Below are 12,053 nucleotides of genomic sequence, written 5' to 3' on the forward strand. Positions count from 1 at the left end.
GCGTCTTCTCATTGCGCGCAGGCGCCCCGCGGCGAAATGATCAGGGGCCGTCGGCCAGCGCCCGCGCGTCGCGCGGCGTCATGGCATAGGCGGCGCGGAAGGCGCGGTAGAAGGTCGCGAGGCTGTCGAAGCCGCAGAGGTAGGCGATGTCGGTGATCGAGCGGCCCGGCGCCGCGCCCAGCAGCCGCGAGGCATCGGCGAGCCGCAGCGCCGTGAGCGTGCGCGCGAACGAACGGCCGGTGGGCTCGAACAGCACGTGCACCTGGCGCAGCGAGATGCCCAGCTCGCGCGCGACGCTCGAGGGCGAGAGCTCGGGCAGCCGCAGGTCGCGCTGCAGGATCTCGCGCGCCGCGTGCAGCAGGCCCGAGCGCAGCGCGGCGCGGCTCTCGGGCAGGCCCGGCGCGAGGCGGCCGCGCGCCAGCAGCGTCAGCCGCACGGCATGCACCACCTCGGCCCCGGCGTTCGCGAGTTCGCCCGGCCGCGTGGTCAGCGCGCGGAACAGCGCCATCAGCGGCCGCGCGAAGGCGGCCGTGCGCGTGAGCGGCGCCGCGAACAGGTCGTCGGCGCGCGCGCCCAGCAGCATGCCGGGCGCGAGCGGTATGCGCAGCGAGCGGAAATCGAAGCCATCGCCGCGCATCGGCGTGGCCTCGAACGGCAGGTCGGCATGGTGGACCACGAGGTCGCCCTCGCGCACCAGCCGGCCTTCGTCGCGGCCGCTGCTGACCCAGCCCGGGCCGCGCACCTGCAGGCCGATGCACAGGCTCTGGCCCGCGACGCGCGCGATGTCGGCTCGCGTGCGGCTCACGCGGTAGGAGGAGGCGCGCAGCTCGGAGACGCTGGCGCAGGCGTTCGCGTCGCCGACCGGCGTGGAGAGGAAGTGCCCTTCGAAGGCCGTGCGCCGCTCGCGCGGCAGCTCGATCGTGACGCCGAACAGGTGCCGGCCGCGCACCTCGCACCAGTGGTCGAAGCGGTCCTGCGGGCGGAGGTCGTCGGTCGTGAAGTGCAGCATGGCCGTCGGAGCGAAGCGGGGGATTGTCCGGCGACTCGGCGGCGCCGGCATCGCAATCCCCCGTGCCCGTGGGGCCAGCAGGGTCGGGTCAGCCTGCGAACAGGCTCGCCGGTACACCCGGGCCGTCGATGCGCACCGCGAACAGGCCGCCGGCCAGCGGTTCCGACGCGAGCTGCGCTTCGGTGCGGCCGTTGCGCGCGGTCGAGATGTAGAGCGTGCGCAGGTCGGGCCCGCCGAAGGCGCAGTCGGTGACATTGCCCGCGGGCAGCGCGATGCGCGCGAGTTCCCGCGCGCTCACCGGGTCGTGGCAGCTCACGCAGGCGCCGTCCCAGTGCGCGATCCACAGCCGGCCGGCCGCGTCGGTGGTCATGCCGTCGGGCAGGCCGTCGGTGGCGGGGAAGCGGTGCCAGAGGCGGCGGTTCGCCACCGTGCCGGCCTCCATGTCGAAGTCGTAGGCGTAGAGGTGGTTGAGCACCGTGTTGTTGAGGTACAGGGTGTGGCCATCGGCCGACCAGGTCGGGCCGTTCGTGACCTCGAAGCCGTCGTCGTGCCGGCTGCAGCGGCCATCGCCGTCGTAGCGGTAGAGCGCGCCGGTGGGTGCCTGGCAGTCGAAGTCCATGCTGCCGCCCCAGAAGCGGCCGCGCGCGTCGCACTTGCCGTCGTTGAAGCGGTTGCCCGCGCGCTCGGGCTCGGGCTGGTGCAGGTAGGCGGGCGCGGCGGTCTCGCCCTCGGGCGCCGTCGCGGGATCGAAGAAGGCGAAGCCGCGGCGCAGCGTGATCACCAGGCCCGGGGCGGCGGCGCGCTCGGCGATGGCCGTGATCTCCTCGGCGAAGCGCCAGGTCCGGCGCTCGCCGCTCGCGGGGTGGAAGCGGAACAGCCGTGGCGTGAGGATGTCGATCCAGTAGATCGCCTGCTCGCGCGGCGACCACAGCGTGCCTTCGCCGAGGTTGGCGCCGGCATCCCAGATGCATTCGGGCGTGCCGAGGATCGTCGGCGCGGGGAGGGGGCTTGTCTCTGCGGCGGTCATGGCGCGTGCCTTCTTTCTTGTGTGCCGGATGGCGAGGTCTTCTTGACGCCGCGGATCGTATCAAGGCATATTGATAACGGAAATCAAAAATAACTGTATGCATTGATATGCAATTTGCAATGCATCAAGACCACCCCGTCCGGAGACCTCCTTGACCGCTTCCTCCTCCCTCGCCATCCACCCCAGCCTCTCGGGCCGCACCGTGTTCGTCACGGGCGGCGGCAGCGGCATCGGCGCGGCCATCGTGTCGGCCTTCGCCGCGCAGGGCGCCAGGGTGGCCTTCGTCGACATCGCCGAAGCCGCCAGCGCCGAACTCGCGCAACGCATCGCGCAGGCCGGCCACGCGGCGCCCTGGTGGCGTGCCTGCGACGTGCGCGACATCGGCGCGCTGCAGGCCGCCATCGCCGACGCGGCCACCGAGCTCGGCGACTTCGCCGTGCTGGTCAACAACGTCGCGAGCGACGACCGCCACACGCTCGAGTCGGTCACGCCCGACTACTACGACAACCGCATGGCGATCAACGAGCGCCCCGCGCTGTTCGCGATCCAGTCGGTGGTGCCGGGCATGAAGCGCCTGGGCGCGGGCTCGATCGTCAACCTCGGCTCCACCGGCTGGCAGACCAAGGGTTCGGGCTATCCCTGCTACGCGATCGCCAAGTCCTCGGTCAACGGCCTCACGCGCGGGCTCGCGGTGGAGCTGGGCCGCGACCGCATCCGCATCAACACCGTCTCGCCCGGCTGGGTGATGACCGAGCGCCAGGTCGCGCTGTGGCTCGACGCCGAGGGCGAGCAGGCCCTGAAGCGCAACCAGTGCCTGCCCGACAAGCTGATGCCCGAGGACATCGCGCGCATGGTGCTGTTCCTGGCTTCGGACGATGCGCGGATGTGCACGGCGCAGGAGTTCACCGTTGACGCCGGCTGGACCTGAAGCCGGGCCGGCGGCCCGTCAGTCGATCTCGAGCTTGCGCCCGTAGACGCTCAGGCTCGCCGTCTTCAGCGCCTTCATCATCACCTTGGCCGCCGGCGACAGCAGCCGGTCGGTGCGCGTGATGATGCCGAAGGCGTCCATGTGGCAGGGCATGTCCAGCGGCAGCAGCGACACGATGCCGTGCGAGGCGTAGTAGCGCGCCACGTCGGTCGCCAGCACCGCCACCATGTCGCTCTGCTGCAGCATGCGCGTGATGAACAGCAGCGCCGAGCTCTCGATGGTGTTGATCGGCGGCTGCAGCCCCTCCTCCTGGAACATCAGCTCGAAGCGGTGCCGCAGCACGCTGCCGGCCGGCGGCACGATCCAGCCTTCGCCGACCACGTCGCGCAGCGTGAGGCCGCTCACGCCCAGCAGCGGATGGCCGGGACGCACCAGCGCGCACACCGGCTCCTCGGTCAGCGCCTCGTAGCGCAGCTGCGACTTGTCGTGCTCGGCGAACAGCCGCGCCACCAGGATGTCGAGCTTGCCCTGCTCGAGCCGCTCGATCAGCACCGGGCTGGTCTCGATCTCGAGCGAGATCCGCAGGTGGGGCTGCTCGCGCTTGACCATCGCCACCGCGGGCGGCAGCAGCGTGAGGCCCGGCGCGGTGATCGCGCCCACGCTCACCTGGCCGAAGCGGCCGGCCTTGAGCGCGGTGAGCTCGTCATGCGCCTGGTTCAGGCTCGCGAGCGCCACCCGCGCGTGGCGGATCATGGTCTCGCCGTACCAGGTGGGCCGCATGCCGCGCGGCAGCCGTTCGAACAGCGGCACCTCGAGCACGTCCTCCAGGTCCTTGAGCAGCTTGGAGGCTGCCGGCTGCGTCATGTTGAGCACCTGCGCGGCGCGGTGGATGTTGCCTTCCTCGGCCAGCGCCACCAGCAGCAGCAGCTGGCGCGTCTTGAGCCGCGCGCGGATAAACCAATGGGTGTAGTTCGTCATGAAGGGTGAGAACCTCGGTTCGCCCGGGTTTTCCAGAATGTCTCGATCGATATTCATTTTGTCGAAAAAATGATTGGATCGATATCCGTTTCATTCCTAGACTGCCGCCCACCCCCTACAACAACAGAGACAAGGTCGGCGCCACGGTGTTCCACGGCGAGATCCATCAGAACGTGCGGCAGTACATCAACGGCCGCTGGGAAACCAGCGCGACCACCGGTGTGAGCACCAATCCCTCGGACACCAGCGAAGTGGTGGCCGAGTACGCACGGGCCGACCGCCGCCAGACCGACGCGGCGATCCGCGCCGCCTCCGACGCCTTCCCCCACTGGAGCCACAGCACGCCGCAGCGCCGTGCCGACGTGCTCGACCGCATCGGCGCCGAGCTGCTGGCGCGCAAGGACGAGCTGGGCCTGCTGCTGGCGCGTGAGGAGGGCAAGGTGCTGCCCGAGGCCGTGGCCGAGGTGGCGCGCGCGGGGCAGGTGTTCAAGTTCTTCGCGGGCGAGGCCTTCCGTGGCGGCGCGGGCGCCGGCGGCGGCGAGAGCCTCGCCTCGGCGCGCGCGGGGGTGCAGGTCGACGTCACGCGCGAGCCGCTCGGCGTGGTCGGCCTGATCGCGCCCTGGAACACGCCCTTCGCGGTGCCGGCCTGGAAGATCGCGCCCGCGCTCGCGCACGGCAACAGCGTGGTGTTCAAGCCGGCCGAGCGGGTGCCGGCCTGCGGCTGGGCGCTGGCCGAGATCATCAGCCGCGCCGCGCTGCCCGCGGGCGTGTTCAACCTCGTGATGGGCAGCGGCCGCGAGGTCGGCCAGGCGCTGGTCGACAGCCCGCACGTCGACGCGCTGAGCTTCACCGGCTCGGCCGCCGTCGGCGAGCGCGTGCTGCGCGGCGCCACCGCGCGCCGGGCCCGGGTGCAGCTCGAGATGGGCGGCAAGAACGCGCTGGTGGTGCTGGCCGATGCCGACCTCGAGCGCGCGGTCGACTGCGCGGTGCAGGGGGCCTACTTCTCGGCCGGCCAGCGCTGCACGGCCTCGAGCCGGCTGATCGTCGAGGCCGCGGTGCACGACGCCTTCGTGGCGCGGCTGCGCGAGCGGCTCAAGGCGCTGCGCGTGGGCCATGCGCTCGAGCGCGGCGTGGAGATCGGCCCGGTGGCCGACGCCGAACGGCTCGCGGGGCATCTCGCCTGGGTCGACATCGCGCGCGCCGAGGGCGCCGAGCACGTCTGGGGCGGCGAAGCGCTGGAGCGCGCCACCACCGGCCACTACATGAGCCCGGCGCTGTTCCTGGCCGAGCCCGGCCACCGCATCGCGCGCGAGGAGATCTTCGGCCCGCTGGCCTGCGTGCTGCGCGCCACCGACTACGAGCATGCGCTCGCGCTGTGCAACGACACGCCCTTCGGCCTGTGCGCCGGCATCTGCACCAACTCGCTGAAGCACGCGATGCATTTCAGGCGCCATGCCGAGGTCGGCATGACCATGGTCAACCTGCCGACCGCGGGCGTGGACTTCCACGTGCCCTTCGGCGGCCGCAAGGGCTCGGGCTACGGCCCGCGCGAGCAGGGACGCCATGCCGCCGAGTTCTACACGCAGGTCAAGACCGGCTACATGCTGGCCTGACCCGCACCCAGGTCCCCCGGTTTCCGACCAGCAGCCCCCATCCACAACAGGAGACGACCCATGACCATGAACCGCCGCACCCTCAACGCCGCGCTCGCCGCCGCCGCCCTCGGCGGTCTGCTGCCGGCTTCCGTCCTCGCGCAGAAGAAGCTCGTGCTGGGCTTCGCGCAGGTCGGCGCCGAGAGCGAATGGCGCACCGCCAACACCGAGTCGATCAAGGCCTCGGCCAAGGAGGCCGGCATCGAGCTCAAGTTCTCCGACGCGCAGCAGAAGCAGGAGAACCAGATCAAGGCGATCCGCTCGTACATCGCGCAGAAGGTCGACGTGATCGCCTTCTCGCCCGTGGTCGAGTCGGGCTGGGACACGGTGCTGCGCGAGGCCAAGGCCGCCAAGATCCCGGTGGTGCTGACCGACCGCTCCGTCAACAGCAAGGACGACACGCTCTACGTGACCTTCATGGGCTCGGACTTCGTCGAGGAGGGCCGCAAGGCCGGCCGCTGGCTGGTCGAGAAGATGAAGGACCAGAAGGGCGAGGTCAACATCGTCGAGCTGCAGGGCACGGTGGGCTCGGCGCCGGCCATCGACCGCAAGAAGGGCTTCGAGGAAATCATCAAGGCCGACCCGAAGTTCAAGATCGTGCGCTCGCAGACCGGCGACTTCACGCGCGCCAAGGGCAAGGAGGTGATGGAAGCCTTCCTCAAGGCCGAGGGCAAGAAGATCAACGTGCTCTACGCGCACAACGACGACATGGCGATCGGTGCCATCCAGGCCATCGAGGAGGCCGGCCTCAAGCCCGCGAAGGACATCGTGATCATCTCCATCGACGGCGTGAAGGGCGCCTTCGAGGCCATGATCGCCGGCAAGCTCAACGTCTCGGTCGAGTGCAGCCCGCTGCTGGGCCCGCAGCTGATGCAGGCGGTGAAGGACATCAAGGCCGGCAAGACGCTGCCCAAGCGCATCGTGACCGAGGAGGGCATCTTCCCGATGGAAGTGGCCGCCAAGGAATTCCCGAGCCGCAAGTACTGAGGACGACCATGAAGCGCAACTTCCTCAAGGCCGCCGTGGCGGGCCTCGCGCTCGCCGCCGCCGGCATCGCGCCGCTGGCCCGGGCGCAGGACAAGGGCCTGATCGCGATCTCGATGCCCACCAAGTCCTCGGCGCGCTGGATCGCCGACGGCGCCAACATGGTCAAGTACTTCAAGGAGAAGGGCTACAAGACCGATCTGCAATATGCGGACGACGACATCCCGAACCAGCTCGCCCAAGTGGAGAACATGGTGACCAAGGGATCGAAGGTGCTGGTGATCGCGGCCATCGACGGCACCACGCTGTCCGACGTGCTGCAAAAGGCGGCTGACAAGGGCGTGAAGGTGATCGCCTACGACCGGCTCATCAAGGGCTCGAAGAACGTCGACTACTACGCCACCTTCGACAACTTCCAGGTCGGCGTGCTGCAGGCGCAGTCGATCGAGAAGGCGCTCGACCTCAAGGCCGGCAAGGGACCGTTCAACATCGAGCTGTTCGGCGGCTCGCCCGACGACAACAACGCCTTCTTCTTCTACAACGGTGCGATGTCGGTGCTCGAGCCTTACATCAAGAGCGGCAAGCTGGTGGTGCGCAGCAAGCAGATGGGCATGGACAAGGTCGGCACCCTGCGCTGGGACGGCGCGGTGGCGCAGGCGCGCATGGACAACCTGCTGTCGGCCTTCTACACCAAGGAGCGCCTCGACGCGGTGCTCTCGCCCTACGACGGGCTGTCGATCGGCATCCTGTCCTCGCTCAAGGGCGTGGGCTACGGCTCGGGCTCGCAGGCCATGCCGGTGGTGTCGGGCCAGGACGCCGAGATCCCCTCGGTGAAGTCGATCCTGCGCAAGGAGCAGAGCTCGACCGTGTTCAAGGACACGCGCGAACTCGCCAAGGTCACGGTGGCGATGGTCGACGCCATGCTCTCGGGCAAGACGCCCGAGGTCAACGACACCAAGACCTACAACAACGGCGTCAAGGTCGTGCCCTCGTACCTGCTCAAGCCGGTCAGCGTCGACGGCAGCAACTGGAAGCAGGTGCTGGTCGACAGCGGCTACTACAAGGAAAGCCAGGTCAAGTGAACGAGCGCGACGCCCCCGGCGGCGGCACGATCCTCGAGATGCGCGGGATCACCAAGACCTTCCCGGGCGTGAAGGCGCTGAGCAACGTCAACCTCGCGGTGCGCGCGGGCGAGATCCACGCGGTGGTGGGCGAGAACGGCGCCGGCAAGTCCACGCTGATGAAGGTGCTCAGCGGCGTCTACCCCTGCGACTCGTACGACGGCGAGATCCTGTTCGAGGGCGAGCCGCGCCGCTTCAGGGGCATCGCCGACAGCGAGAAGCTCGGCATCATCATCATCCACCAGGAGCTCGCGCTGGTGCCGCTGCTGTCGATCGCCGAGAACATCTTCCTCGGCAACGAGATCGCGCGCGGCGGCGTGATCGACTGGTTCGCGGCCTATGCGAGGACGCGCGAGCTGCTCGCCAAGGTGGGCCTGAAGGAGGCCCCGACCACGCTGGTGACCGACCTCGGCGTGGGCAAGCAGCAGCTGGTGGAAATCGCCAAGGCGCTCGCGAAGGAGGTGCGCCTGCTGATCCTCGACGAGCCCACCGCGAGCCTCAACGAGACCGACAGCGACGCGCTGCTGCGCCTGCTGCTCGAACTCAAGCGCCAGGGCATCGCCTCGATCCTGATCTCGCACAAGCTCAACGAGATCGCCAAGGTGGCCGATGCGATCACCGTGCTGCGCGACGGCGCCACGGTCGAGACCATGGACTGCCGCGCCCAGGCCATCAGCGAGGACCGCATCGTGCGCGGCATGGTGGGGCGCGACATGGCGCACCGCTATCCGCCGCGCGAGCCGAGGATCGGCGAGACGGTGTTCGAGCTGCGCGACTGGCGCGTGCACCACGCGCAGCATGCCGACCGCGAGCAGATCCACGGCGTGAGCCTGCGCGTGCGCCAGGGCGAGATCGTCGGCATCGCGGGCCTGATGGGCGCGGGCCGCACCGAGCTCGCGATGAGCGTGTTCGGCCGCTCCTACGGCCAGCGCATCAGCGGCGAGGTGCTGATGCACGGCAAGACGGTGGACGTGAGCACGGTGCGCAAGGCCATCGACCACGGCATCGCCTACGTGACCGAGGACCGCAAGGGCCTGGGCCTGGTGCTCGAGGAGGAGATCCGCAAGAACGTGAGCCTCGCGAACCTCGACGCCGTGGCCGACGGCCTGGTGATCGACCCGGGCCGCGAGTTCCAGGTGGCGAACGAGTACCGCAAGGCGCTCAACATTCGCTGCGCGGGCATCGAGCAACCGGTGGTCAACCTCTCGGGCGGCAACCAGCAGAAGGTGGTGCTGAGCAAGTGGCTGTTCACGCAGCCCGAGCTGCTGATCCTCGACGAGCCCACGCGCGGCATCGACGTGGGCGCCAAGTACGAGATCTACACCATCATCGACCGGCTCGCGCGCGAGGGCAAAGGCATTCTCATGATCTCTTCCGAACTGCCGGAGCTGCTCGGCATGTGCGACCGCATCCACGTGATGAACGAGGGGCGCTTCGTCGCCGAATTCACGGCCGCCGAGGCCACGCAGGAACGCATCATGCACGCCATCGTGCGCGCGGGGAGCACGGTCCATGTCGCAGCCTGAAGCGCAGGCGGCGACCGCCGCCGTGGCCGCCGAGCCCAGGGGCCTGCACGCGGGCTTCCTCAAGAACAACCTGCGTGAGTACGGCATGCTGATCTCGCTGGTCGCGATCATGGTGCTGTTCCAGGTGCTGACCGACGGCACCCTGCTGCGGCCGCTGAACCTCACGAACCTGCTGCTGCAGAACAGCTACGTGGTGATCATGGCGCTGGGCATGCTGCTGGTGATCGTGGCCGGCCACATCGACCTGTCGGTGGGCTCGGTCTGCGGCTTCATTGGCGCGCTGGCGGCGGTGCTGATGGTGGAGTACGAATGGCATTTCGTGCCGACCGCGATCGTGAGCATCCTCGCGGGTGCGCTCATCGGCGCGGCGCAGGGCTGGTTCGTGGCCTTCCGCAAGATCCCCTCGTTCATCGTCACGCTCGCGGGCATGCTGGTGTTCAAGGGGCTCACGCTGGCGCTGCTCGCGGGCCAGTCGGTGGGGCCGTTTCCCGAGGCCTTCCAGCGCCTGAGTTCGGGCTTCATCCCCGACCCGCTCGGCGGCACGGCGCTGCGCACCACCTCGCTGGTCGTCGGCGCGCTGGCCGCCGCGGCGCTGGTGTTCTTCAAGCTGCGCGGCCGCGCGAAGCTCGCGGCGCACGGCATGGCGCAGGAGCCCTATGCCTTCTTCCTCGTGAAGAACTTGTTCTTCGCGGCCATCATCCTGTTCTTCAGCTACCTGCTGGCCACCTACAAGGGCCTGCCCAATGTGCTGATCGTGATGGCGGTGCTGATCGTGGCCTACGACTTCGTCACCAACCGCACCACCATCGGCCGGCGCATCTATGCGCTGGGCGGCAACGAGAAGGCGGCGCGGCTGTCGGGCGTGAAGACGCAGCGCCTGGCCTTCCTGACCTTCGTGAACATGGGCGCGCTGGCCGCGCTCGCGGGCCTGGTGTTCGCGGCCCGGCTCAACACGGCCACGCCCAAGGCCGGCCTGGGCTTCGAGCTCGATGTGATCGCGGCCTGCTTCATCGGCGGTGCCTCGGCCTCGGGCGGCGTGGGCAAGGTGATGGGTGCCGTCATCGGTGCCTTCATCATGGGCGTGATGAACAACGGCATGTCGATCCTCGGCATCGGCATCGACTACCAGCAGGTGATCAAGGGGCTGGTGCTGCTGGCGGCGGTGTTCATCGACGTCTACAACAAGAACAAGTAGCGCCATGACCGACTCCGCGACCTCCGCGCCCCTGCCCGTGCTCGCGCTGCGCGGCATCCGCAAGCAGTTCGGCGGCATCGCCGTGCTCGACGACGTGCAGCTGAAGCTGTACCCAGGCGAGGTGCATGCGCTGATGGGGCAGAACGGCGCGGGCAAGTCGACCCTGATCAAGGTGCTGACGGGCGTGCTGCCCTCGAGCGGCGGCGAGATGTTCCTCGACGGGCAGGCGATCCATCCGGCGTCGCCGCTCGATGCGCAGAAGCTCGGCATCAGCACGGTCTACCAGGAAGTGAACCTGTGCCCGAATCTCTCGGTGGCCGAGAACGTGTTCGCGGGTCGTTATCCGCGCCGCGGCGCGCTGCAGGGCTTTCGCATCGACTGGCGCGCGGTGAACCGCCGCGCGGAAGAACTGCTCGCGCGCATCGGGCTCGAGATCGACGTGACGCGGCTGCTGTCGAGCTATTCGGTGGCGGTGCAGCAGATGGTGGCGATCGCGCGCGCGCTCGGCGTGTCGTCGAAGGTGCTGATCCTCGACGAGCCGACTTCGAGCCTGGACGACGACGAGGTCGAGAAGCTGTTCGAGGTGCTGCGGCGGCTGCGCGCGGAGGGCATGGCGATCGTCTTCGTGACGCACTTCCTCAACCAGATGTACGCGGTGTCCGATCGCATCACGGTGCTGCGCAACGGCCACTGGGTGGGCGAATGGAAGGCGGCGGACCTGGGACCGCAGGCGCTGATCGCGGCGATGCTCGGGCGCGAGCTGGCGGCGCAGTCGGCGCGGCCCGCGGCGTTGCCGGCCTTCGACGAGACGGCCCCCGCGCTGCTGCAGATCGAGGGACTGGCACAGGCCGGCCAACTGCAACCGACCGACCTGCGCGTGCGTGCGGGCGAGGTGGTCGGCATCGCGGGCCTGTTGGGCGCGGGCCGCACGGAACTGGCGCGGCTGCTGTTCGGGCTCGAGACGCCCGACCGCGGGGTGTTGAAGATCGAGGGCCGCACGCTGAGCTTCTCGAACCCGGCCGATGCGATCCGCGAGGGCCTGGCGCTGTGCCCCGAGGAACGCAAGACCGACGGCATCGTGGCCGAGCTGTCGGTGCGCGAGAACATCGCGCTCGCGTTGCAGGCACGGCTGGGCACGCGCAAGTTCCTCTCGCATGCCGAACAGACGGCGATGGCCGAGCGCTTCGTGGCCTCGCTGGGCATCAAGACGGCGAGTGTCGAGACTCCCATCGGTCTGCTGTCGGGCGGCAACCAGCAGAAGGCGATGATCGCGCGCTGGCTCGCGACCGAGCCGCGCATCCTGATCCTCGACGAGCCCACGCGCGGCATCGACGTGGCGGCCAAGCAGGAAATCATGGAAGAGATCCTGCGGCTCGCGCGTGCGGGGATGGCGGTGATCTTCATTTCCTCCGAGATGAGCGAGGTGGTGCGGGTCGCGCATCGCATCGTTGTGCTGCGTGACCGGAAGAAGGTGGGGGAGTTGCCGGGCGGGGCTACGGAGGACGAGGTGTACGACATGATTGCTGCGGCATGACGCGCTTGTCTTTCGTTGTTCGTTCGGGGCGGGCTCACGCCGACGGGGTACTCCCCTCCGCGAATGTCCCCCGGCCTTCGGCCTCCTCCTTTATTTCGC

At 69.2% G+C, this 12,053-nt stretch carries 10 protein-coding genes; 7 read left to right on the top strand and 3 right to left on the bottom strand.

Annotated features, from left to right (window positions below; genetic code table 11):
• Window positions 1-40 precede the first annotated feature (40 nt).
• Window positions 41-1,009: a helix-turn-helix transcriptional regulator gene (locus AC07RM_RS39950; RefSeq protein WP_208514071.1), complete on the bottom strand. Its 969-nt coding sequence runs from the start codon at window positions 1,007-1,009 to the stop codon at window positions 41-43.
• A gap of 88 nt (window positions 1,010-1,097) precedes the next feature.
• Window positions 1,098-2,036, bottom strand: coding sequence for an SMP-30/gluconolactonase/LRE family protein (locus tag AC07RM_RS39955; RefSeq protein ID WP_495338006.1), 939 nt, complete (start codon window positions 2,034-2,036; stop codon window positions 1,098-1,100).
• A 151-nt stretch (window positions 2,037-2,187) separates the two neighbouring features.
• Here AC07RM_RS39955 and AC07RM_RS39960 point away from each other — a divergent pair, with 151 nt between their 5' ends.
• Window positions 2,188-2,964 carry an SDR family NAD(P)-dependent oxidoreductase gene (locus AC07RM_RS39960; RefSeq protein WP_093353626.1) on the top strand — a complete coding sequence of 259 codons (777 nt, stop codon included), beginning with the start codon at window positions 2,188-2,190 and terminating at the stop codon, window positions 2,962-2,964.
• A gap of 18 nt (window positions 2,965-2,982) precedes the next feature.
• Here AC07RM_RS39960 and AC07RM_RS39965 read toward each other — a convergent pair whose 3' ends face one another.
• Window positions 2,983-3,942, bottom strand: a complete 960-nt coding sequence (locus tag AC07RM_RS39965; protein ID WP_495338007.1) for a LysR family transcriptional regulator — start codon at window positions 3,940-3,942, stop codon at window positions 2,983-2,985.
• Window positions 3,943-4,088: 146 nt separating this feature from the next.
• Between AC07RM_RS39965 and AC07RM_RS39970 the strand changes: the two genes are divergently transcribed.
• Genes AC07RM_RS39970 through AC07RM_RS39995 form a run of 6 tightly spaced genes read left to right on the top strand, consistent with a single transcriptional unit; the run spans window position 4,089 to window position 11,954 of the window.
• A complete protein-coding gene (locus AC07RM_RS39970; RefSeq protein WP_495338008.1) occupies window positions 4,089-5,555 on the top strand; it encodes an aldehyde dehydrogenase family protein in 1,467 nt (488 codons plus the stop codon).
• 60 nt (window positions 5,556-5,615) lie between these two features.
• The gene (locus AC07RM_RS39975) at window positions 5,616-6,581 is read left to right on the top strand and encodes an ABC transporter substrate-binding protein (RefSeq protein ID WP_203204486.1); all 966 of its coding nucleotides are present in this window, start codon (window positions 5,616-5,618) and stop codon (window positions 6,579-6,581) included.
• A gap of 8 nt (window positions 6,582-6,589) precedes the next feature.
• On the top strand, window positions 6,590-7,660 hold the full coding sequence (chvE, locus tag AC07RM_RS39980; protein ID WP_495338009.1) for a multiple monosaccharide ABC transporter substrate-binding protein: 1,071 nt from the start codon (window positions 6,590-6,592) through the stop codon (window positions 7,658-7,660).
• 38 nt (window positions 7,661-7,698) lie between these two features.
• On the top strand, window positions 7,699-9,225 hold the full coding sequence (gene mmsA / locus AC07RM_RS39985) for a multiple monosaccharide ABC transporter ATP-binding protein (RefSeq protein ID WP_495338014.1): 1,527 nt from the start codon (window positions 7,699-7,701) through the stop codon (window positions 9,223-9,225).
• Complete coding sequence (mmsB, locus tag AC07RM_RS39990; protein ID WP_495338010.1) at window positions 9,212-10,420, top strand: multiple monosaccharide ABC transporter permease; 1,209 nt, start codon at window positions 9,212-9,214, stop codon at window positions 10,418-10,420. Before mmsA ends, mmsB begins: the two co-directional genes overlap by 14 nt.
• Window positions 10,421-10,424: 4 nt before the next feature.
• Window positions 10,425-11,954, top strand: a complete 1,530-nt coding sequence (locus tag AC07RM_RS39995; RefSeq protein WP_495338011.1) for a sugar ABC transporter ATP-binding protein — start codon at window positions 10,425-10,427, stop codon at window positions 11,952-11,954.
• The last annotated feature ends 99 nt before the right edge of the window (window positions 11,955-12,053 follow it).

It is taken from the genome of Variovorax sp. GW821-FHT09B05, assembly GCF_059418265.1.